This window comes from Thiogranum longum, from assembly GCF_004339085.1.
Taxonomy (GTDB): Bacteria; Pseudomonadota; Gammaproteobacteria; order DSM-19610; family DSM-19610; genus Thiogranum; species Thiogranum longum.
This window is the reverse complement of the sequence record NZ_SMFX01000001.1, coordinates 1,149,809-1,173,129: the sequence shown is the minus strand read 5'-3', so window position 1 is coordinate 1,173,129 and position 23,321 is coordinate 1,149,809. Positions and strand designations below refer to the sequence as shown.

Sequence of the window (23,321 nt, the reverse complement as noted above, 5' to 3'; positions counted from 1 at the left end):
AATGAATCAAGACCTGGACTAACGGACAGTTCTGCTCTTGTTCTTTCGACCCGTCCTGCCACGATTTCCGGACGCATCCGGCAACCCGGTGTGCTGGGTACGAAACGTTTTGCCCTTGACGGCTTTCCCGCGCCGGCCTTCCTGTGCCTCGCCGGTACCGCGTGGTTGCCAGGTGGGGATGAGATGATTTTTGCCGTTTCCGATCAGGTCAGCGCGACCCATACGCTTCAGGGCATCGCGCAGTAAAGGCCAGTTGTTGGCATCGTGATAACGCAGGAAAGCCTTGTGCAGGCGGCGCACGCGCAGGCCCTTGGGAATCGGCACGGTTTCACTGTTACGGCGTACACGGCGCAACGGGCTCTTGCCGGAGTGATACATGGCGGTAGCCGTAGCCATGGGGGATGGCAGGAACGTCTGCACCTGGTCGGCGCGAAAACCATTACGCTTCAGCCACAGGGCAAGATTCATCATATCTTCATCGGTAGTACCGGGGTGTGCCGCTATAAAATAGGGAATCAGGTACTGCTTTTTTCCCGCTTCCCGGGTGTACTTCTCGAACATTGCCTTGAAGACATCATAGGCACCCATGCCGGGCTTCATCATTTTCGACAACGGTGCGTCTTCGGTATGCTCGGGCGCGATCTTCAGGTAACCACCGACATGATGAGTGACCAGTTCCTTCACATACTCCGGGGACTTCACGGCCAGGTCGTAACGCAGCCCTGATGCGACCAGCACTTTCTTGATACCCGGCAATTCGCGCACCCGACGGTACAGCCGGACCAGTGGAGCATGGTCCGTTTCAAGATTGGAACAGATACCGGGATACACGCAGGAAGGCCTGCGACAGGCGGCCTCTATCTTCGGGCTCTTGCAAGCCAGCCGGTACATATTGGCAGTCGGACCACCGACATCCGAAATCACGCCCGTAAAACCGGGCACCGTGTCACGGATGGTCTCGATTTCCCGCACCACAGAGTCTTCTGAACGGTTCTGGATGATGCGCCCTTCGTGTTCGGTGATAGAACAGAAGGTGCAGCCGCCAAAACAACCGCGCATGATATTGACCGAAAAGCGGATCATCTCGTAGGCGGGAATACGTTCATCGTTGTACGACGCGTGAGGCTGTCGCGTGTAAGGCAACTCGAAAACCCGGTCGAGCTCCCGGGTCGTCAATGGAATGGGTGGCGGATTCAGCCATACATCACGCTTGCCGTGGCGCTGAACGATGACACGCGCATTTCCCGGGTTGGTTTCGAGGTGCATAACGCGCGAGGCATGCGCGTACATGACCGGGTCCTTTTTTACAGCTTCACAGGAAGGCATGCGAATATAGCTATGCTCACGATCAACCTTCACCCGGCGCAGGACAGGAACACTGATCTCTCCATCGACCGGCGCAGCAATGTCACAGGGTTTGCTTTCTTCCCGCGAGGCGTACGGATCGGGGTGTGGCTCAACCCTGCCGGGCGAATCGATCTCCTGTGAGTCAATCTCCGTCCAGCCTTCGGGGATGCCGTTGGTTACAAACCCCGTGCCGCGAATATCATGTAACTGATCGACCGGTTCACCCGCTGCCAGCCGGTGAGCAATCTCCACCACCTGACGTTCACCATTGCCGTACACCAGAAGATCGGCCCTGGCATCCAGCAGGATTGAACGGCGCACCTTGTCCGACCAGTAATCGTAATGCGCGATGCGTCGCAGGCTGGCTTCGATGCCACCGATAATCAGCGGCACATCGGAAAACGCCTCGCGGCAGCGCTGCGCATACACCAACACAGAGCGGTCCGGCCGGCTACCGCCCTTTCCGCCCGGCGTATAGGCATCGTCGGAACGCACCTTGCGGTCCGAGGTGTAACGGTTGACCATGGAATCCATGTTACCGGCGGTGACCCCCCAGAAAAGATTGGGGCGCCCCAGTCGCGCAAAGTCGTCGCTGCTGGTCCAGTCCGGCTGGGCAATGATGCCAACACGGAAACCCTGTGCCTCCAGTACCCGGCCGATTACCGCCATTCCGAAGCTGGGATGGTCGACATAGGCATCACCCGTCACAAGAATGATATCGCAGGAGTCCCAGCCGAGATCATCCATCTCCTCGCGCGTACACGGCAGCAATGGCGCCGTGCCGAAGCGCTTTGCCCAGTAGGGCCGGTATGAAAACAGGGCTTTAGGTGGTTGCATAATGTGTTGTTACGCGCGTGAGATGAATTCGCGCGTCTCGCTGTTCACTTTGATGACTTCACCCGGCGTCAGGTATTCCGGCACCTGTACAATCAGCCCGGTGGCAAGCGTCGCAGGTTTGGTGCGTGCGGAAGAAGACGCCGCTTTCATGCCCGGCGCACAGTCGGTAATTTCCAGTGCCACCGTGGCGGGCAGCTCGATAGCCAGCACAGCACCATCGGCAACCAGCGCAGTAATGCCCTCCAGCCCATCACTCAGGAAATCCAGCTCGTCCTCAAGCGCCTCGTCCGACAGGGTATACTGCTCGTAACTCTTGATATCCATGAAGGTGCAGCCATCACCGTCGCGGTACAGCATTTGCACTGCGCTTCGTGTCATATCCACCGGCTCGACCATCTCGTCACCCTTGAAGCTGCGCTCGAACTTCTGCCGCGATACCAGGTCCTGGCCACGCACCTTGTACAGCGTGCTGCCGCTACGCGATGACGGAGACTGTACCTGTACGTGTTTCACAAGGATGTTCTTCCCGTCAAGCTGGAACACCATGCCCTTCCTGATTTCATTGGCTTTCATCGGGTATTTCTCTGCTATTTCTTCAAGATGGGTGCATTCTAACCCGGATGCAGCGCGAGTGGGGGCCAACTGACAGTAAAGGGGGTTCCTGGCGAATGCTGCATACCCGGGTTATGAATTCTCACGGATATCCTCTACCATAGCGCCGCTCGTATATTTGAAGGATAGTCCGTGCAGGAATTTATACCCGGGCAACGCTGGATCAGCGTCGCCGAAACACAAATGGGCCTGGGAACCGTTTTATCGGTAGAGCACCGCACCGTCACCGTGCTGTTCATGGCTACCGGTGAAACCCGTACCTACGCCCGGGAAACTGCACCACTTACCCGCGTTCAGTTCGTCCCCGGCGACACTGTCATTGACGCTGACGGCAATGCTCTGGTCGTGGAAAGCATCGATGAACAAGACGGACTGTTCACCTATATCGGTCATGATGAAAACGGGCAGCCGGCGCGGATCTCCGAGTCTCAGCTGAACAATTTCATGCAACTCAACCGACCGACCGAGCGACTGTTCAATGGCCAGATCGATAAAAACAAATGGTTCGAACTGCGCCACGAAACCTTGCAGCACCTCAACCGGCTGACACATTCGGACCTGCGTGGACTGACCGGTTGCCGCACCAGCCTGATCCCTCACCAGTTGTATATTGCTCACGAAGTCTCAGGCCGCTATGCGCCACGCGTGCTGCTGGCCGATGAAGTGGGGCTGGGCAAGACGATTGAAGCAGGCCTGATCCTGCACCGCCAGCTACTTACCGAACGCGCACGGCGTGCACTCATCATCGTACCGGAAAGCCTGGTACACCAGTGGCTGGTGGAAATGTTAAGGCGTTTCAACCTGTTCTTCAGCGTATTTGATGCTGAGCGCTGCGAAGCTGTTGCCGAAGAAAATGACGCTGGCAACCCGTTCCACAGCGAACAACTGGTACTGTGCAGCCTGGAATTTCTGCGTGATAACCCGCAGTACGCCGAACAGGCCGTAGACGGCGAGTGGGACCTGCTGATTGTCGATGAAGCACACCACCTGCTCTGGTCGCCGGAGGTTTCCAGTCCTGAGTACCAACTGGTCGAGCAGCTTTCACGCAACACCCGTGGCGTGCTGTTGCTGACGGCCACGCCGGAACAACTTGGCAAGGCCGGTCACTTCGCGCGGTTGCGTCTGCTGGACCCGGACCGCTTCGCTGACTATGAAGCTTTCCTTGCTGAAGAAGCCGCCTATGAACCCGTTGCCCAGGCGGTAGAGAGCCTGCTCGAAGGTTCGACAATAGATGCCACTGCTCGCCAGACACTGGAAGCCCAGCTCGATGATGCCGACAGTCGCGCCCTGCTTGACCAGCTGACGTCCTTGCCTCCCGGTGTGCCCGAGCAGACTGAAATCCGGAATACGCTTGTCGAACAATTACTCGATCGCCACGGGACCGGGCGCGTCCTGTTTCGCAATACGCGTGCCGCAGTAAAAGGTTTTCCGGGACGAGAAGTGCATGCACATGCCCTGCCCTTGCCGGAACACTATATAGCCAGCCTGGCGCACGCCGAAATTCTGGAAGGCGAGGAAACCGGTCTGCTGCTCACGCCGGAACGCCTCTACCGGGCCACCTCCACCACCGACGCTGCAGCCTGGACGACATTTGACCCGCGCGTTCCCTGGCTGGTGGAACAGCTTGCTGCCATCCGGCCTGACAAAGTGCTGGTCATCACTGCCAGCGCCGAATCGGCACTGGAATTGGCCGACTATCTGAAACAGCGCAGCGGTATTCACGCCGCCGTGTTCCATGAGGGCCTGTCACTGATCGAACGTGATCGTGCAGCTGCCTTCTTTGCCGACCCTGTTGAAGGCACGCAAGTACTGGTGTGCTCGGAAATCGGCAGCGAGGGGCGCAACTTCCAGTTTGCGCACCACCTGGTGCTGTTCGACCTGCCACTCAACCCGGATCTTCTGGAACAGCGCATTGGCAGGCTGGATCGTATCGGTCAACAAGAGACTATCCGGATACAGGTACCCTACCTGCAGCAAAGTGCTCAGGCTGCACTGTTCCGGTGGATACATGAGGGGCTGGGCGCTTTCGAGCACACCTGTCCGGCCGGCCACGCGGTTTATACTCAGCTGCAGGAATCGCTGCTCGAGCACCTGAAACACCCTGACCGCGATATGACACCGCTCGTGGATGACACACGCACCCTGCATGAACAACTCAATGCCGAGCTGGCACGCGGGCGTGACCGCCTGCTGGAGCTCAACTCCTGCCGACCGGACATTGCCAACCACTTGCGTGAACGCGCACTTGCCGAAGACCGCCACAATCGGTTGCCAGCCTACATGGAACGCCTTTTCAACTGTCACGATGTCAACAGCGAGCTGCACCGCGAAGGCTGTTATTACATCAGCCCAGGCGAGCACATGCTCACCCGTTTCCCCGGCCTGCCGGATGACGGCATGACGATTACCTATGAACGGGATATTGCGCTGGCCAACGAGGATGTCCAGTTCCTGAGCTGGGACCACCCGCTGGTCAGCAGCGCCCTGGACATGGTGCAATCCAGCGAGCTGGGCAACACGGCACTATCTGCGGTGGCTTACCAGGGCGCACAACCCGGCACACTGATGCTGGAGGCCCTGTTTGTGCTGGAACCCGCTGCCGTCGAATCCCTGCAAACCGGCCGCTACCTGCCCCCTACCACAGTTCGTGTGGTACTGGACGAACGTGGCAAACGGCACGAGGAGCAGCTGGGTATCGACGATGTGTACAACCTTCGCAAGACCGTCAATGCTGAAACTGCCAACAGGATTGCCAAAGCCAAGGAGGCTGACCTGCGCCGCATGGTCGCGCAATGCGAGCAACTCGCCCATCAACAGGCACCGGAAATTCTTGAGCAGGCACATCAGCAGGCAACGCACACACTGGGGGCGGAAATTGACCGATTGAAAGCATTACAACATCAAAATCCCAACGTGCGCGACGAAGAGATTCACTACTTCGAGCAACAGCTGAACGAGATCAACCGGGTGATCGAAACCGCCCACCTGCGACTCGACGCATTGCGCGTTATTGTTTCCACCTGAATCTTAATAAGAATTTCCTAAAATATTGGGCCGCAAGGTGTATTTTTGTGAAAATGGTGTATAGTTATTGCCGTAATCCGGATATCGGGGGCTGCTGATCCGTCCCGAGACGGATTGCATTGAAAATCAAGTTGCACGTTCAAGGTCCATCAGAAGCTCCATTTAGGTAACTCCTGTACACCACACCATGATCGGCAATTGACTACACCTAATCTATACAAGAGGTAAATAGCAATGGTTACAGGTACCGTTAAATGGTTTAACGAATCCAAAGGTTTTGGCTTTATCGCACCGTCCGATGGCGGCGATGATGTGTTTGTACACTTCTCCGCAATCGAAGGCTCCGGCTTCAAGACGCTGAACGAAGGCCAGACGGTTGAGTTTGAAGTCGAGCAGGGCCCGAAGGGTCTGCAGGCTGCCAAGGTAATGCCGCAGTAAGCTGAAAAGTTTTCAGCTTATACCGGAAACCCCGCCTCGGCGGGGTTTTCTGTTTTCAGGGTAAGAGAAAATGTTACACGTATCGCGAAATATTATTATTCCTGATCACGACATCGAGATCAGTGCCATTCGTGCGCAGGGCGCTGGTGGCCAGAACGTCAACAAGGTATCCAGCGCGGTGCACCTGCGTTTCAATGTGAATACCGCCTCACTACCTGAGGATGTTCGCCAACGATTGCTGGCGCAGCGTGACAGCCGTCTCAGCAAGGACGGCATACTGGTGATCAAGGCGCAGCAACATCGCAGTCAGGAAAAGAACCGGCAGGACGCCCTGCAACGCCTTGCCGACTGGATCCGCGAAGCAACACGTGTACAAAAAACCCGCAAGCCCACCAGACCCAGCCGCAGCTCACAACGCAAGCGGCTGGACAGCAAGCGCAAGCACAGTCAGAACAAGGCGCTTCGTGGAAAGGTTTACTAGTCTTCGGGCACACCCTGCCAGAGCATTTCATAACCCAGTTCATACGTTTCGTCACAGAACTCGGCCAGCGCGGAGAATTTTTCCTTGAACACCTTGTCGGCATGGCTCTTCTCATGCTGCTCGAACGATTGCCAGTAGGTCACGATTGCCAGCTCACCCTGCTTGATCTTGGCGGCAACCTGGTCACTTTCCGGCGGCTCACCAACACTGCCCTCCTCGGAAACAAAGCCGGAGTACTTGAATACCTGGCCGGCTATAAAACCACCCTTGTCATCCCCGTAGGTATTTTTTACCACGTTACACATCTCGCCAAGCGCAAGCTCGACATCTGACGGGGTCACACCTTCCTTGAGATCTACTACATTGAACATCATGACGCAGCCGAACGGAATCTGAATAGGTTCAAACATTTTTTTCTCCTGATTACTTTAATGACAACTCATGGCCGGACTGTGTAAACCGGTCAGCCTTTTAACAGTGAACCGAGTATCCCGCGTACGATACGTCGGCCAAATGAACTACCGATTGTTCTGGCGACACTTTTTGCCATGGTCTCCATTATGCCCTGACGCTTTCTTCCCGAGGACCCTGAGCGGGACTTCCTTGCGGCGGCCTTCTGTTTCGGCACAGCCTCGCGTTCGGCCGCATCGGCGGCTTTTTCCGCGCGTTGCATCAGTAATTCGTAGGCTGACTTGCGGTCGACAGATGTGTCATACCGCTCACCAAGTTCACTTTGCTCGATAATCTCGCGACGCCTGGCGGCGGTTACCGGCTTCATCGCTGAAGACGGTGGCCGGATACGGGTGATCTGTACGACACCCGGCGCACCTTTTAGTGTCAGCGTCGATACGAGTGCCTCGCCAACCCCGAGGTTCTTGATGGCTTCCGCCGCTTTGAATTTCGGATTTGCCCGAAAAGTTTCTGCCGCTGCGCGCACCGCCTTCTGGTCTCTTGGCGTAAAGGCGCGCAAGGCGTGTTGCACCCGGTTACCCAGCTGCCCCAGGACTTTGTCGGGAATATCCAGAGGGCTCTGGGTGATGAAATAAATCCCCACGCCTTTTGAACGAATCAGCCGTACAACCTGCTCAACCTTGTCGACCAGCGATTTTGGCGCGCCGTCAAACAGCAGATGAGCTTCATCAAAAAAGAACACCAGCCGGGGCTTGTCCACGTCTCCGATTTCCGGCATTTCCTCAAACAGCTCCGACATCAGCCACAGCAGAAAGGTCGCATACAAACGGGGCTGCTGCATAAGTTTGTCTGCAGCCAGCAGATTGACGTAACCACGCCCATCATCAGTAGTACGCATAAAATCGCGGATATCCAGGGCCGGTTCACCGAGGAACTGCTTCCCACCCTGTTGTTGCAGCACCAGCAGGCGACGCTGAATTGCCCCGATCGATGCCTTGGTGATATTGCCGTACTCGCTCGAAAGACGCCTGGCATTTTCACCGACAAAATTCAGCATTGCCCGTAAATCCTTGAGATCAAGCAGTAGCATGCCCTCGTCGTCGGCAATCTGGAAGGTCGCATACAACACGCCCTCCTGGGTGTCGTTCAGATCAAGCATGCGGGCCAGCAACAAGGGGCCGATTTCCGAAACCGTCGACCGCAAGCGGTGCCCTTTCTTGCCGAACAGGTCCCAGAATGTGACCGGGCAGGCGCTGGGGGCATAGTCTTCAAGCCCGATTTCCTCGGCACGCTTTACAAACGGTTTTATCATTTCACCTGGCATGCACAGCCCGGACAGGTCGCCCTTTGCATCGGCGATAAACACCGGCACACCCCGTTCGGAAAAACCTTCTGCCATGACGCGTAGCGTTACCGTTTTACCGGTGCCCGTTGCACCGGCAATCAGGCCATGCCGGTTTGCCATCTTCATATTCAGACAAACAGGTTTGTCACCCTTGCCCAGGTAGAGCAACTGGTCAGTATTCATTTTATTTCCCGTTGTTACCTGGCAGGATCAGAAGAACTTCTTTGCCATGTCCATGGCGCCGCCAAGGCCGCCAACAGAATCCAGCAGTGAGCCGCCACTGCTTGCCTTGTCGACCATTTGAGGCAAAGCATCAGACAACCCCCCCAGCAGCGTTTGTTCATCGGTCCCGAGTTCACTTGCCGCCGCAGCCACCTTGTCACCGCCCAGTACCTCCTTGATCTGATTTGGCGAAATACCCTCATTGGCTCCGTCGCCGAGCCAGGAAGAAGCCATCGAGGCCAGTCCACCGGTCTGCAGACCTGACAGCAGACCTGCAATATCAAAGTCATTCCCGTTACCAACCAGCTTCTTCAATACAGCGGAAACCGCGTCATTTCCTGCACCGGCCTGGTTACCCAGCTTGCTTTTCAGTATGTCGGTTCCAATCTGAAGTATGTCCATTCGTCTATGCCCCTTGATTCAGGTTCCATTCACTATAAACTCTATGCATAGTCTGGTTTCAAACCGGAACCAGTGTAATACATTTCCGGATGAATGGAGAAGGCATCCGGAAATGCTGATTCAATAACCAGGAGACTGTCTGCATGTCATACAAGATACAGGAAATTGAGGGTATTGGGCCCGCCTACAGCGAAAAACTGTCTGCCGCAAACATCACCACCACAGAAGAATTACTGAAGCTGTGTTGTGACAAGAATGGCAGAAAGACAACCGCAGAAACTACAGGATTGCCCGAGAAACAACTGTTGAAATGGGCCAACATGGCTGACCTGATGCGTATTTCCGGAGTGGGTGGCGAATACTCTGAACTACTCGAAGCCGCCGGCGTCGATACAGTCAAGGAGCTACGCAATCGCAATGCGGAAAACCTGGCAGCCAAAATGGCAGAAATCAACGAAACCAAAAAACTGACGCGCACTGTCCCGTCAGAGAAAACAGTAGCCGGCTGGATCGAACAGGCTAAAGCCCTGGATCCGATGATTTCCCACTAGGCATCCGCAATGCACTGAAGTGGCCCTCTTGCAGGGCCACGCGCTTTACTGCAGGGTAATAACGAGCGGCCGGTTAGTCCGTAGCCCCCTGATTTTTTCGCGCTTTCTCAAGCAGTTCGCGCAATTTGTTCAATCCCAGCTCACGTGCATATGACACGTTCCGCTCCGGGATTCCCTCAGGGTCAGAGTGTCCGGCAATCGCTTTTTCCAGGCTGTCTTCACGTAACAGGTGCAACAGCGGATACGGAGAGCGGTTAGTGTAGTTGGCGGGGTCATCTTCCGCTGAGTCCGCAAAGCAATAGTCCGGGTGGAATGTTGCAAGCTGATAAACGCCTTCATACCCCTGCGCAACCAGCAGGTCTTCCGCCAGGGCGGCAAATTCAAGGTAGTCCTCGAACACTTCGAAGCCGACGGGATATATCAGCAAGGTTGTTTCAATTGCACCGTCTGCATCCAGCAGCAGGCATTCATCGATCAGCACTTCCAGCGCAGCGGCCAGCCTTGATTGCGGGCTGACCGTGTAGCGAATACTCCCGCGCTCCACTTCACGCCCGGCAAACGGACAAAAGCCGTGAGCGACAATAATATCCTCGACCCAGCGACGCGTGTGAAGAATACAGGCTTCTTCGTCCGCATCGATCACAGTCAGTTCGATCAGGCGCTGGCAGCCTTGTCAGACTGCTCCTGACTGCGCAGGTAGTCTTCGTAGGTACCCTGGTAATCAACCAGACCCTGCGGCGTCAGTTCGATAATGCGCGTTGCCAGTGATGACACGAATTCACGATCGTGGCTGACGAAGACCAGGGTACCGGGGTAGTGTTCCAGTGCAGTATTTAGCGACTCGATGGATTCCATGTCGAGGTGATTGGTCGGCTCGTCCATCATCATGATATTCGGCTTCTGCTGCATCAGTTTTCCGAACAGCATACGACCCTGCTCACCACCGGAAATCACCTTGACGGATTTCTTGATCTCGTCCTGCGAGAACAGCATACGTCCGAGTATGCCACGCACAGCCTGCTCGTCATCGCCCGCCTGTTTCCACTGGTCCATCCAGTCGAACAGGTTCGTGTCTTCGGCAAAGTCGTCCGCATGATCCTGCGCGAAGTAACCCAGCTCGGCATTCTCGGAAAGTTTCATCTCGCCATTGTCAGGTTCAAGATCGCCGGCCAGACAACGCAACAAGGTAGTCTTGCCGATACCGTTTGGACCGATAATAGCGATACGCTCGCCGACTTCGACCAGCAGGTTGAGCTCGCTAAACAGTGGCTTCTCTTCTTCCCAGCCGCGCGACAACCCTTCAACTTCCAGCGCCAGACGGTACAGCTTCTTGTCCTGCTCAAAACGGATATAGGGATTTACCCGACTCGAGGGTTTAATGTCATCAAGTTTGATTTTGTCCATCTGACGCGCTCTCGATGTCGCCTGCTTGGCCTTGGACGCATTGGCGGAGAAGCGACTGACGAATGCCTGTAATTCGGCGATTTTGGCCTTCTTGCGCGCATTGTCTGCCTGCTGTTGCTCACGTACCTGTGTCGCAGCCGTCATGTATTCGTCGTAGTTGCCCGGGTAAACGCGTAACTCACCGTAGTCAAGATCGGCCATGTGTGTGCATACGCTGTTGAGGAAATGGCGGTCATGCGAAATGATGACCATTGTGCTGCTGCGCTCGTTAAGCACGTCTTCCAGCCAGCGAATGGTATTGATATCGAGGTTGTTGGTCGGTTCGTCGAGCAGCATGATATCCGGATCGGCAAACAGTGCCTGTGCCAGCAATACGCGCAGTTTCCAGCCTGGTGCCACAGTGCTCATCAGGCCATTGTGCTGCTCAATCGGAATTTCCAGCCCGAGCAACAATTCACCGGCACGCGCCTCGGCGCTGTAACCATCCATTTCAGCGAACTGAACCTCGAGGTCTGCGACTTTCATACCGTCTTCCTCGCTCATCTCCGGCAGCGAGTAAATACGGTCGCGCTCCTGCTTGACGGCCCACAGATCAGCATGCCCCATGATGACCGTATCGATGACGGTATATTCTTCAAACGCGAACTGATCCTGGCGCAGCTTGCCGACCCGGATATTGGGTTCGACCATCACCGTACCGGCGGTGGCTTCGAGGTCACCACCGAGTATTTTCATCAGGGTGGACTTGCCGCAACCGTTGGCGCCGATGAGACCGTAGCGGTTGCCGTTGCCGAACTTGACGGAGATATTTTCAAACAGGGGCTTGGCCCCGAACTGCATGGTGATATTGGCTGTAGAAATCAAGATAATGTACCGAAGGTGCTGTTTTTGAAAGGCATGAAGCCGAAGCCGCCTATTATCGCACAAATCCGGCCCGCTGGCCCGCCCGCGCTCAATCCCGGGCCCCGCGTACGCCCGGCCTACTCCACCCGGCTGGCGGAAATCACCATCCAGCGCATCGGCACACGACAATCCCGCTCACCGAATGTCTTGCCAAGGCCCGAAGCCACGCCATCCACCACATCATCTACGGCGGTGTCGCCACGCTGTTCGATCTCAATGCGCAGCGGGGAACCGGTCACTATACCCAGTGCAGCGTGCCGGGGCCTGGAGAAAACACATTCGCCATCAAGGGTGGTGAATTCAATATCATCAAAACCGGCGTCTTCCATATCCTGCTGTATTTCCACCGGGTCGTAGTAGCTGAACGGCACATGCAGAAATGCCGGCGCATCACCATCAAAATAATTTGCAAGAATCTCGTTGGTCGTACGTGGCAACGGGTTGTGGGCAAGCGACCCCCAGACACTGAACTGCAGGCGCCCACCGGGGGTGAGCACACGGTGTGCTTCGCTAAAGGCCTGTATCTTGTCCGGGCAAAACATGATGCCAAACTGGCAAACCACCACGTCGAATTGTGCCTTCCCAAAGGGTAATTGCATGGCATCAGCGGGCTGAAAGCTGATGTTTTCGGCCGCTGAAAACTTCTGCTCGGCATGCCTGAGCATATCGGGGTTCAGATCACTGGCCACCAGTTGAACTTCGTCCGGCAGGAAGTCACGCAGCAGTCGTGTAGCGATACCAGTACCTGCCGCAATCTCCAGCACCTTCTGTGCCGGGTAACCTGAGACGCGTCCGGCAAGATCTTCGGCGCAGCAGTGGAAGAACATCGGCCCCAGATAGCGATCGTAGTTTTCCGGAATATTTCCCGTGAAGGCACTATTGATATTAACCATGGTAAAAGCCTTTTGTTTACGTATCACCGGCGTCCGCCCGCGCGAGCTTCATGCGGAAAATAACACCACTCTCATGAAAGGTTCGACGATGATGACAGGCTGAACTCTGTAATCGCATCGAGAAAATCCCTGCCATACTTTTCCAGCTTGGCCTGCCCGACACCGGAAATCGCGAGTAGCTGATCATTATCCAGCGGCTGTTGTGCGGCCATTTGTATGAGCGTGGCATCACCAAACACAATGTAGGGTGGAACACCCTGCTCGTCTGCCAGACGCTTTCGCAATTCGCGCAGATGCTCGAACAGTGCCTCGTCATACGGACCGGCATCGCGCGCTGCCGCCGGTTTTTTCTTCGCCTTCGCCTTGACGCGTGGCAGGGCCAGTTCCAGGTTCTCTTCACCACGTAACAATGGTCGTGCAGCATCAGTTAATTTCAGTACCGAGTAGGCCGCGATATCCTGTAGCAGGTAGCCATGGTGAATCAGCTGACGAATGATGGACATCCACACCTGTTCACTGTGGTGTGCGCCAATACCCCATGTCGAAAGTTGACTATGACCCAGACTGCGAATCCGTTCGGTATCAGCACCCCGAAGGACATCCACCACGTGCTTTACACCAAAGCGCTGCCCAACACGGTAGACGCAGGATAATGCCTTGCGGGCATCATCAGTGGCATCAAACCGTTCAGGCGGACTGAGGCAAACATCACAGTTACCGCAGCCTTGCTGCTGGCGCTCGCCGAAATACCCGAGCAGTACCCGCCGCCGACAGGTCAGACTTTCCGCAAAACCTGTCATGGCATTGAGTTTATGCAGTTCGATACGCCGCTGTTCCGGATTGGCATTTCCTTCCACCAGGCGCCGCGCAGTCACCACATCCTGCGCGCCGTACAGGAGTAGTGCCTCGGATGGCAGGCCATCACGGCCGGCTCGGCCGGTTTCCTGGTAATAACCTTCAATATGCTTTGGCATGTCGTAGTGCACGACAAAGCGCACGTTCGGCTTGTCGATGCCCATACCAAATGCCACAGTCGCAACCACGACCTGGAGGTCATCACGCAAAAAACGCTCCTGCACTTCGGCACGGTGCTGTGCCGGCAGGCCCGCATGGTAGGCATCCGCATTAATACCGGCTCCGAAGAGTTTTTCTGCAACGTCTTCCACACGCTTGCGTGACAGGGCATAGACAATACCCGATTCATCACGCCGCTCCTCAAGAAACCGCATCATCTGGTCAAAGGGTTTATGCTTGTCGAGTACGGTATAGCGAATATTTGGCCGGTCAAAACTGGCGACGTAACGCTGCGCACGCCCAAGTCTTAGCTGCTGGACAATATCCTCGCGCGTCTGGGGGTCAGCGGTCGCTGTCAATGCCACCAGTGGAATCCCCGGGAACCGGTGACGCAACTGGCCCAGTTGCACATACTCGGGCCGGAAATCGTGCCCCCACTGGGAAACACAGTGTGCCTCGTCGACAGCAAACAGGGCGATATCGACATCTTCCAGGCGTTTCAGGAAATCTCCGGATAGCAGGCGCTCCGGCGCGATATAGAGAAGGTCGAGCGTACCGGCGTGCAGTTTTGCCAGGACCTGCCTGGCATCTTCCGAGCCTAGTGAAGAATTATAGAAGGCGGCTTCGACGCCGTTGGCCCGCAACGCATCGACCTGGTCCTTCATGAGTGAAATTAGCGGCGAAACCACAATACCCACGCCACTGCGGTGTAATGCCGGCAGTTGGTAGCATAATGACTTGCCCCCACCGGTAGGCATCAGTACGAAAGCATCTTCACCACGGATCAATGCGTCGATGATTTCCTGCTGGTCGGCACGAAAACTGTTGTACCCGAAAACCCGCTGCAAGGTTTCCTGTGGCATCGCCACGCTGTACCCCCCGATTATTTCAGCCATCCCGGCCTCCCTGCCACTGGCTTATAACAGCTGCGCAGTATAGAGGTTTCTGGAGAAATCGGGAAACGCGCGGGGTCAGGTGTCCCTGACAGGTTGCTGCACAATACGGATATAGGGCTTCACCAGCATGGTCCAACCCTCTGGAAACAGGCGCCGCGCATGGGCATCGCTGAGTGTTGGCGCAATAATCACATCATCGCCGGGCCGCCAGTTGACCGGTGTTGCCACATCGAAATCTCCGGTCAGTTGCAGGGAGTCAATAAGCCGCAGTATTTCGTCGAAGTTACGCCCTGTGTTGACAGGATAGGTCAGTGATGCCTTGATGCATTTGTCAGGGCCGATAATAAAAACACTGCGCACCGTCAGCAGGCTGTCCGCATTGGGGTGAATCATGTCGTACAGCCGGGCGATTTCGGCCTTTGGATCAGCTATCAAGGGATAATTGAGCGGGAAGCCATGTGTATCCTCGATATCCCGTGCCCAGCGGTCATGCGATTCCAGTGAATCCACGCTGAGACTGATGACCTTGACGTGACGACGGTCAAACTCCGTGCGAATACTTGCGACATAACCCAGCTCGGTGGTACAGACAGGAGTGAAGTCCGCCGGGTGAGACATGAGCATGGCCCAGTCCTCCCCGATCCAGTCGTGAAAATGGATCGTCCCCTGTGTCGTAGCCGCAGTGAAATCCGGTGCAATATCCCCCAGTCTTATTGACAAGCCTGCCTCCTCCCGACGGTTGTGCTATTCATCAATCTTCCCTTTCATTAATGATCAGACATACCAATGCAGACGCCTGTCAATGGCCATGCATTCCATATCCCGCAATCTGACACAGGCTCTTGCCCCTAAGACTAGAACAAAATTCTGCTGTGTCCACCGGATAAATGTCCAATCTATCGGTGTATTGACCAAAACCTATGCCGCGCGGCACCCTTTGCTCTGGTATCATTCCCATTCGCACAGACACAACACGACTCGCAACACCTGAAATCATGGATTATGACTACCTGTTGATTGCTTCTCGCCTGCTGCTGGCATTCCTGGCTGGCGGCATAATCGGGCTGGAACGCGCCCTACACGGTCGCGAGGCCGGTTTTCGTACCCACGCACTGGTATGCGTCTCATCCAGCCTGCTCATGGTACTGATGGTCTACCAGTGGACGCTGGTGCCAGAGCAGTACATGGATACCATACGCGCCGACCCCACCCGCCTGGCACAGGGCATCATGACCGGCATCGGTTTCCTGGGCGCCGGGGTGATTATCAAGGAAGGTCTGTCGGTACGTGGCCTGACCACGGCGGCATCGATCTGGATGACCGCCTCGATCGGCATCGTTATCGGCATGGGTTTCTACTACCCGGCTTTTTTTGCCGCCGGCCTTACCATCATCACCCTTTCGGTTTTCCGCTGGATAGAAAACAAGCTGCCGGCACAAACCTATGCCCGCTTCCGCGTACGCTTCATCAGGGATAAAAAGACCTATGACGAAACCCTGCTGCGTGAACTGATTGCAGAACACCAGATCAAATCCTTCGATTCCAGCTACACACTGGACGGTGGCGGCAAATTTTTTGAATACGAAATGACAGTGCGCTCCCGCGACACCAAGAATTTCTTCAACCTTGCGGAAACCCTGACCAATATGGAACAGGTTAGCGAATTCAGCATTATCCCGACCTGAGTCCAGCCATGAGAATACTTATCCGGATGTTTTTTAAACTGGTGCGCGCCATAGTTGGCCCGTTTTTACTGCTATGGGAAAAAATCACCGCGCCAAAAGGCAAGCTGCGCACGGAGGCCGAGCAGCAACGCGTTGATGAAGCCACCCGTCACCTGGCGATCTACCAGTTTCGCACCTGTCCATTCTGTATCAAGACCCGGCAGGCCATGAGGCGACTTTCACTGAATATCGAGCTGCGTGATGCACAGAAAAATCCCCTGTACCGCCAGGAATTGCTGGAAGGTGGCGGTGAGGTCAAGGTTCCCTGCCTGAGAATATCCCGTGAAGACGGCCAGGTTTTATGGCTGTATGAGTCTGACCGGATTATCGAATGGCTGGACCAGCACTTCGGCTGATCAGTTCGAACGGGTCGTCAGCGTAGCCAGTGTCATCACACTTCCCAGTACAAGTAATCCAACGGAAAATACCACCAGCGCCTCGGCCATGGTGATACCAAACAACAGCTCAGGGGTGTAACCACACGGTTCCATGACCTGGAATACGGAAGGGAACCACTTATCCAGTGCAAACCAGGCTGGCAGGCCCGATTCCATGGCACAACTACCCTCGATGGTGCCGCGTTCGGTGCCCAGCAACTTCAGGGAACGCTCCAGCATGCCGCCAGCCACCACCACGACCAGAAGATGCGCCAGCACCAGCATCCACCGCTGACGGCGCACCAGCAAGCCCAGCGCCCCGGCAACAACAAGCCCCAGCAGCCAGACGCGCACATGAATGCACAGGACACAGGGCCAGTACTCCAGCTTGTACTGGTAGAACAGTGCCACACCTTCCATCGCAAGGGCCAGCAGCGCAAGCGCAACCCAGTAAGGTGCACTACGGGCTATGCGGTACAGTCTGTCACGCATCGGTAACGCCTACTTGATAATCCGGTAACAGGGAACGTATTTCTTGCCGGGCAGCTTCATGCGGTGCTGGGCGACAAACGAGCTCAGCAATTCGTCCATAGGCTCCAGTATCTCCGTATCGCCACGAATCTCGAAATGACCATGTTCCTCGATGGAACGTATACCCTCGTCCTTGACATTACCGGCCACCACACCGGAAAACACCCGTCGCAGGTTGGCCGCCAGCTCGTGCGGCTGCTGGTTCTTGTGTAATGCCAGTGAGCGCATGTTCTCGTGTGTAGGCTCAAACGGCTGCTGGAACTCGGCATCGATCTTCAGCATCCAGTTGTAATAATAGGCGTCACCGTGCAACTTGCGGAACTCACGTACCTGGCGAATGCCTTCGGCCATTTCACGCGCCACACGCTCCGGATCATCAATAATAATCTTGTAGCGCTGTTGTGCCTCGATACCCAGCGTGTCGAGAATAAACTGATTGATACGCCGGAAATACTCTTCTGCGTGTTTGGGGCCGGTAAAGATCAGTGGAAATGGCATTTCTGCATTTTCCGGATGCAGCAGTATGCCGAGCAGATAGAGGATCTCTTCTGCGGTTCCTGCGCCACCGGGAAACACTACAATACCGTGCCCGGTGCGCACAAAAGCTTCCAGACGCTTCTCGATGTCCGGCATGATAACCAGGTTGTTAACGATAGGGTTCGGCGACTCCGCTGCAATAATTCCCGGCTCGGTAATGCCGAGGTAGACACCGGGACTGACGCGCTGCTTTGCATGACCGATGTTCGCACCCTTCATGGGACCTTTCATGGCACCCGGACCGCAACCGGTACAGATATCCAGACCTCGCAGGCCCATCTGGTAACCGATTTCCTTTGAATAGTCATACTCTTCGCGGCTGATGGAGTGTCCTCCCCAGCACACCACAAGATTGGGCTCGGCGCGTGGCACAAGGACACGCGCATTACGTAATATATGAAACACCGCGCTGGTCACACCATCCGGTGTGTCGAGATTGATTTTCGGATTGTCATCAATCTCGTCGCTGACGTAGATCACATCGCGAAGCACCGCAAACAGGTGCTCATTGATACCTTTTATCATCACACCGTCAACAAAGGCATGCGCCGGGGCACCTGTGACCTCCAGCTTGATACCGCGCTCCTGCTGGATGATACGAATGGCAAAATCCGGGTAACGCTCCAGTAATTCCTTGCCGTCATCCAGTGAGCTGCCACAGTTGAGCACGGCCAGCGAACAATTCCTGAACAGGCCGTACAGGCCACCCTGGCTGGTATCGAGCAGGCGGTTGACTTCAGATTTGGACAATACGTCCAGGCGTCCTTCCGGACTGATGCGGGCATCGACGACTTCGTAATCCATCAGCTTCTTTTTATCCTTTTAAACGAGGCATGCAGTATAGCGGCAATTCCTGGCGGGAATGTTGCCCCGCTGGCCGGACCACGGTTTTTTGCACCATGAAACTGCCTCGAAAAAAGCGCTTCCAGGCTTCGATATTTTCTGTCTCACCCCTTGACATCCGTGCCTGAACCATTCCAGCCAACACCGCTTATACACAGGTGTCATCAAACAGTAAGATAATCATTGCACGAACCTGCTTCCGGTTGATTCATAGTCGACAAACATCCCACAACTTTATGATTAATATAAATTATTATAAATTGGTTAAAAAATGCACGATTTAACATCGAAAGCGTATTTTCAGGCATTCGCTAGCCTTTGGCCGACTTAATCCACAAAGTTATCCACAGAAACTGTGGATAACCTGCAAGACAAAAATCCTTTTTATCTCCGCTTGATTTATCCTTGCGCACACACCATCTCTATAACCCGACACAGCCAATAAGAAAACTGACTATGGACAATCAGGAAAGCAACGATTACATCGATGAAAATGATGCAGGCGCCAGCGAGCTGATCCGCGCGCAGGATGCCCTGCCCACTACCATCCCTGTACTGCCACAGACCGAACGCCCGTTCTTTCCCGGCCAGGTAATCCCCCTGCTGATCGACCCTGACACCTGGGAAGCCACTGTTCGACTGGCACAGGAAAATTCTAACGGGGTGATCGGACTACTGCTGGCCAATACCGAGCGAGCTGAACAGGCCACGATAAAAGACTTCTACAAAATGGGTACGGTCGCACGTATACACCGTATCGGCCGTGTCGACGGACGCCTGCAGGTATTACTGGAGGGTGTGCAGCGTTTCCGTGTTACCGAATGGATCGGCAAGGAAATTCCTTTTACGGCGCAGGTTCGTTATTTCCCTGAACCGGCTTATGACGAAGACCCGGAAACCAAGGCCTACGCCATCGCCATCATCAACACCATCAAGGAACTGGTGCCACTGAACCCGCTGTATGGCGAGGAGTTCAAGCTGTTCCTGGATAATTTTCACCCAAATGACCCTTCACACCTGGCCGACTTTGCGGCCAGCCTGACAACCTCGGCCAGGCATGAGCAGCAGGAAGTGCTCGAGGCCGTCGATTTACTTGAACGACTGCAACGCGTTCATGCTCTGCTGATCAAGGAACTGGAAGTCGCAAAGACCCAGGCGCAGATCCGCAAGCAGGTCGAAGAAGACATGCAAGAGCACCAGCGCGAGCATATCCTGCGCGAACAAATGAAAGTGATCCAGAAAGAACTGGGTATATCCAAGGATGACCGCACGGCAGAAGTGGATAAATTCAGGGAAAGGCTGGCAGCACTGACACTGTCTGAAGCCGCAGAAAAACGCATCAAGGAAGAAATGGACAAGTTTGCGGTGCTGGAAACCGGCTCACCGGAGTACGCCACCACCCGGAACTACCTTGACTGGCTGACCAGCCTGCCCTGGGGCGTGCATACAAAAGACCAGCTGGATCTCACCGAGGCACGGCGCATCCTCGACGAGGACCACGATGGTCTGGAAGATATAAAGCAGCGTATTATGGAGTTTATCGGTGTCGGCATTATGAAGGGTGAGGTATCCGGCTCGATCATCCTGTTCGTCGGTCCACCCGGTGTCGGTAAAACTTCGCTGGGGCGCTCCATTGCCCGTGCGCTGGGGCGCAGGTTCTTCCGCTTCTCGCTGGGCGGCATGCGGGACGAGGCCGAGATCAAGGGTCACCGCCGCACCTATATAGGCGCCATGCCGGGCAAATTTATCCAGGCCATCAAGGACACGCAGTCCGCCAACCCGGTCATCATGCTGGACGAGATCGACAAGGTCGGTGCATCCTACCAGGGCGACCCCGCCTCTGCGCTGCTGGAAGTCCTCGACCCCGAGCAAAACAGCGATTTCCTGGATCATTACCTGGACGTCTCGTTTGACCTGTCCAAAACGCTGTTCATCTGTACTGCCAACCAGCTCGATACCATCCCCGGCCCGCTACTGGATCGCATGGAAATTATCCAGCTGTCCGGTTATCTCGCCAGCGAGAAAATGGATATTGCGCGCCACCACCTGCTGCCACGCCAGCTCGAACGCAATGGCCTGAAATCACGCGGGCAGCTTCGTATCGACAAGGCCGCACTGCGCAAGATTGTTGAAGACTATGCCCGTGAAGCCGGTGTTCGACGACTGGAAAAATACCTGGGCAAGATCGCCCGCAAGGCAGTCGTCAAGATACTCGAAGGTGAAAAAACACCCATTCATGTCCGCGCAAAAGACGTGGAAGATTACCTTGGCAAACCGATCTTCAGCCGTGAGAAACCCATGTCCGGCGTCGGCATCATTACCGGGCTGGCCTGGACTGCCATGGGCGGTGCCACGCTGAGTATCGAGGCGACACGCATTCACAGCTTTACGCGTGGTTTCAAACTGACCGGTCAACTGGGTGATGTGATGCGTGAGTCAGCAGAAATCGCCTATAGCCATATCCTCGCCAACGCCGAGCGATGGGGGGCATCAGCGGACTTTTTCGAAAAGTCGCTGATCCACCTGCACGTACCCGCTGGCGCCACCCCGAAGGACGGCCCCAGCGCCGGTATCACCATGGCATGTGCATTGTTGTCACTGGCAATGAACCGCCGCCCGCGCCGCAACCTGGCCATGACCGGCGAGCTGACACTGACGGGACAGGTATTGCCGGTGGGCGGCATACGTGAAAAAGTTATTGCTGCAAGGCGGGTGAATATCCGTGAACTGATATTGCCAGCCGCCAATCGCGGTGATTTCGAGGAAATCCCCGAACATATCCGCGAAGGAATCAAGGTCAATTTTGCCGAAAAGTTTGATGATGTGGTAGCGATCGTATTCAACAGGTGATCGTACTGTTCAACAAACCGTTCCAGGTGCTCTCGCAGTTCACCACAGAGGGCGGTGAGATGAATACCTCTCGGGGGCCCAGGGCTACACTGGCAGACTATATCGACATACCGGGTATCTACTGCGCCGGCCGTCTTGACTACGATAGTGAAGGGCTTCTGGTACTGACTGATGACGGCAAACTGCAGCAACGTATCGCCAACCCGAAGTACGGCAAGACCAAGGAATACTGGGTGCAGGTAGAAGGTGATCCAACTGATGACGACCTGCAGCCGTTACGTGAAGGCGTCACACTGAAAGACGGCCCTGCCCTGCCGGCACAGGTGGAATTGATGGATCCGCCTGACCTCTGGCCACGTAATCCGCCAATCCGGGAGCGCAAAGCCATCCCGACCCGCTGGATAAAACTTGTGCTGGGAGAAGGTCGCAACCGGCAGGTACGCCGCATGACGGCACACATCGGTTTTCCGACCTTGCGACTGGTGCGCTACCGGGTCGGAGAATGGACACTCGACGGAATCCCAAACGGTGAATTCAGCACCAGGTAACCACTACAATGCAAAATCTAGAATGCAATGGAAAGTTGTAGTGCGAACTGGTCATCATGGCTGAGCGTATTGCCAGCGTCATCGTTTGCGAAATTATGTTTGAAGCGACTATGCAGATAGTCAAGCGTCAGACTACCATATCGACCGGCCCTGAAACTGACGGAGGCGCCATAACGCAGTTCCGGTGCATCTTCGAGTTCATCACTCCCCTCCAGACGTAACGCCCAGTCAAAATTGGGGTTAAGAAAATTGGTAACCTCAAGGTTCCAGGCCAGCGGCTGATTCCTGTCAGCCTGGAGTTCACGGAACGAGCGTAAGGCACCGAGAAACTCGGCCGTCACCTCAAAATGGTCAGAGGTCCAGAGCATGTAACCACTCAGGCCGGATACCCTTCGCGTATAGCGGTGGCGCGTATCGCTCAATAGGTCACTGGCAGCATCGGCCAGATCGGACTGGTAACTGACGCCAAACGATACTGACTCGCCAAGCCAGGTCTCCATACCCAGCGCCCAGTCCAGCCTTGAACCTTTGCCATTGATTCCCTGACCCTGCCCTTGATAGGCCGCTACGGACAGTTCTGCACGGTCCTGGAAATCATAGGTCAGGGTTGTGGCTATATCACGCGTTTCGCCGAATTCCAGCAGTGGCCCGCTGGCGAAATGACTGAAGTACACACCAAAAGGCAGGTATTGATGCCCGTAGGTCAGTTCCCAGGCATTGCGTTCCAGAGAGAGGACAGCCTCGTCAACTTCCAGCCGGTCGGTATCCGTATCATAGTCCAGAACGAACTCACCCTTTGCAAAGGACCAGGGTGTGACACTCGCGTTCACCTGGATATTAGCCGACGTTTCATTGCTGGACCGGTTTGACTGGCGATTGCTAAAACCGAACTTGTCGGAATCCCACTCGAATTCCGCCAGTATGTAAACACACGTCCGGCCAGATTCCTGTTATATGGATTGTTCACCATGACCCGGACCTTCTGACACAAGGCCAGAAATAATCGGGTATCCTGGTAGGGGGAAAGTGTATAAAACAGACATTGCCCCGGGCTTTCCTGAACATTACCGATCGGTAATGTTCAGGAAAGCCCGTCTGGAAACCAGCTATCAAATCAAGACAGGAGAGAAA

Annotated in this window: 21 protein-coding genes; 8 read left to right on the top strand and 13 right to left on the bottom strand. The window is 55.3% G+C overall.

Translation table 11 applies throughout. The features are described 5' to 3' along the window. Positions 1–18: 18 nt before the first annotated feature. Together DFR30_RS05915 and efpL are read right to left on the bottom strand one after the other, a co-directional pair. On the bottom strand, positions 19–2,184 hold the full coding sequence (locus tag DFR30_RS05915; protein WP_132971781.1) for a YgiQ family radical SAM protein: 2,166 nt from the start codon (positions 2,182–2,184) through the stop codon (positions 19–21). Positions 2,185–2,193: 9 nt separating this feature from the next. Further along, entirely contained in the window at positions 2,194–2,757 is a 564-nt protein-coding gene (efpL, locus tag DFR30_RS05910; RefSeq protein ID WP_132971780.1) for an elongation factor P-like protein EfpL, read from the bottom strand. Between the two features lie 171 nt (positions 2,758–2,928). Between efpL and rapA the strand changes: the two genes are divergently transcribed. The 3 genes from rapA (at position 2,929) to arfB (ending at position 6,739) form a co-directional block, all read left to right on the top strand. After that, positions 2,929–5,820 (top strand): RNA polymerase-associated protein RapA, encoded by a 2,892-nt coding sequence (gene rapA / locus DFR30_RS05905; RefSeq protein WP_132971779.1) that lies wholly within the window; start codon positions 2,929–2,931, stop codon positions 5,818–5,820. Between the two features lie 234 nt (positions 5,821–6,054). Further along, positions 6,055–6,258: a cold-shock protein gene (locus DFR30_RS05900; RefSeq protein ID WP_132971778.1), complete on the top strand. Its 204-nt coding sequence runs from the start codon at positions 6,055–6,057 to the stop codon at positions 6,256–6,258. Positions 6,259–6,328: 70 nt separating this feature from the next. Then, positions 6,329–6,739 carry an alternative ribosome rescue aminoacyl-tRNA hydrolase ArfB gene (gene arfB, locus DFR30_RS05895; protein ID WP_132971777.1) on the top strand — a complete coding sequence of 137 codons (411 nt, stop codon included), beginning with the start codon at positions 6,329–6,331 and terminating at the stop codon, positions 6,737–6,739. Here the strand turns inward: arfB and DFR30_RS05890 are convergent. From DFR30_RS05890 to DFR30_RS05880, 3 genes are read right to left on the bottom strand one after another with little or no spacing between them, the layout of a single operon-like run. Continuing rightward, on the bottom strand, positions 6,736–7,149 hold the full coding sequence (locus DFR30_RS05890) for a hypothetical protein (protein ID WP_132971776.1): 414 nt from the start codon (positions 7,147–7,149) through the stop codon (positions 6,736–6,738). The genes arfB and DFR30_RS05890 overlap by 4 nt on opposite strands. Positions 7,150–7,202: 53 nt before the next feature. Then, positions 7,203–8,678, bottom strand: a complete 1,476-nt coding sequence (locus DFR30_RS05885) for a helicase HerA-like domain-containing protein (RefSeq protein ID WP_132971775.1) — start codon at positions 8,676–8,678, stop codon at positions 7,203–7,205. A 27-nt stretch (positions 8,679–8,705) separates the two neighbouring features. Further along, complete coding sequence (locus tag DFR30_RS05880) at positions 8,706–9,119, bottom strand: YidB family protein (RefSeq protein WP_132971774.1); 414 nt, start codon at positions 9,117–9,119, stop codon at positions 8,706–8,708. 143 nt (positions 9,120–9,262) lie between these two features. Here DFR30_RS05880 and DFR30_RS05875 point away from each other — a divergent pair, with 143 nt between their 5' ends. After that, a complete protein-coding gene (locus tag DFR30_RS05875; protein ID WP_132971773.1) occupies positions 9,263–9,670 on the top strand; it encodes a DUF4332 domain-containing protein in 408 nt (135 codons plus the stop codon). 73 nt (positions 9,671–9,743) lie between these two features. Here the strand turns inward: DFR30_RS05875 and DFR30_RS05870 are convergent, their stop codons facing one another. The 5 genes from DFR30_RS05870 to DFR30_RS05850 all read right to left on the bottom strand — a co-directional run bounded on the left by DFR30_RS05870 (position 9,744) and on the right by DFR30_RS05850 (position 15,500). After that, positions 9,744–10,313 (bottom strand): DUF1415 domain-containing protein, encoded by a 570-nt coding sequence (locus DFR30_RS05870; RefSeq protein WP_243640689.1) that lies wholly within the window; start codon positions 10,311–10,313, stop codon positions 9,744–9,746. An 11-nt stretch (positions 10,314–10,324) separates the two neighbouring features. Further along, on the bottom strand, positions 10,325–11,938 hold the full coding sequence (locus DFR30_RS05865) for an ABC-F family ATPase (RefSeq protein WP_132971771.1): 1,614 nt from the start codon (positions 11,936–11,938) through the stop codon (positions 10,325–10,327). Positions 11,939–12,054: 116 nt separating this feature from the next. Beyond that, positions 12,055–12,870: a class I SAM-dependent methyltransferase gene (locus DFR30_RS05860; protein ID WP_132971770.1), complete on the bottom strand. Its 816-nt coding sequence runs from the start codon at positions 12,868–12,870 to the stop codon at positions 12,055–12,057. Between the two features lie 71 nt (positions 12,871–12,941). Beyond that, the gene (gene recQ, locus DFR30_RS05855; RefSeq protein ID WP_243640688.1) at positions 12,942–14,780 is read right to left on the bottom strand and encodes a DNA helicase RecQ; all 1,839 of its coding nucleotides are present in this window, start codon (positions 14,778–14,780) and stop codon (positions 12,942–12,944) included. 75 nt (positions 14,781–14,855) lie between these two features. Continuing rightward, complete coding sequence (locus DFR30_RS05850) at positions 14,856–15,500, bottom strand: peroxiredoxin (RefSeq protein WP_132971769.1); 645 nt, start codon at positions 15,498–15,500, stop codon at positions 14,856–14,858. Positions 15,501–15,700: 200 nt separating this feature from the next. Here DFR30_RS05850 and DFR30_RS05845 point away from each other — a divergent pair, with 200 nt between their 5' ends. Continuing rightward, on the top strand, positions 15,701–16,465 hold the full coding sequence (locus DFR30_RS05845) for an MgtC/SapB family protein (protein ID WP_207891821.1): 765 nt from the start codon (positions 15,701–15,703) through the stop codon (positions 16,463–16,465). An 8-nt stretch (positions 16,466–16,473) separates the two neighbouring features. Further along, complete coding sequence (locus tag DFR30_RS05840; RefSeq protein ID WP_132971768.1) at positions 16,474–16,860, top strand: glutaredoxin family protein; 387 nt, start codon at positions 16,474–16,476, stop codon at positions 16,858–16,860. Here DFR30_RS05840 and DFR30_RS05835 read toward each other — a convergent pair whose 3' ends face one another. Together DFR30_RS05835 and ppnN are read right to left on the bottom strand one after the other, a co-directional pair. Beyond that, entirely contained in the window at positions 16,861–17,373 is a 513-nt protein-coding gene (locus DFR30_RS05835) for a disulfide bond formation protein B (protein ID WP_132971767.1), read from the bottom strand. It abuts the gene before it with no gap. A gap of 9 nt (positions 17,374–17,382) precedes the next feature. Further along, complete coding sequence (gene ppnN / locus DFR30_RS05830) at positions 17,383–18,753, bottom strand: nucleotide 5'-monophosphate nucleosidase PpnN (protein WP_132971766.1); 1,371 nt, start codon at positions 18,751–18,753, stop codon at positions 17,383–17,385. A 495-nt stretch (positions 18,754–19,248) separates the two neighbouring features. On the opposite strand from ppnN, the gene lon reads away from it, so the two are divergent. Further along, positions 19,249–21,642 carry an endopeptidase La gene (gene lon, locus DFR30_RS05825; RefSeq protein ID WP_132971765.1) on the top strand — a complete coding sequence of 798 codons (2,394 nt, stop codon included), beginning with the start codon at positions 19,249–19,251 and terminating at the stop codon, positions 21,640–21,642. Beyond that, positions 21,639–22,190 carry a pseudouridine synthase gene (locus DFR30_RS05820; protein WP_207891820.1) on the top strand — a complete coding sequence of 184 codons (552 nt, stop codon included), beginning with the start codon at positions 21,639–21,641 and terminating at the stop codon, positions 22,188–22,190. The genes lon and DFR30_RS05820 overlap by 4 nt, the downstream gene beginning before the upstream one ends. Positions 22,191–22,207: 17 nt before the next feature. Here DFR30_RS05820 and DFR30_RS05815 read toward each other — a convergent pair whose 3' ends face one another. Next, a complete protein-coding gene (locus DFR30_RS05815; RefSeq protein ID WP_279386915.1) occupies positions 22,208–23,110 on the bottom strand; it encodes an LbtU family siderophore porin in 903 nt (300 codons plus the stop codon). Positions 23,111–23,321 lie beyond the last annotated feature (211 nt).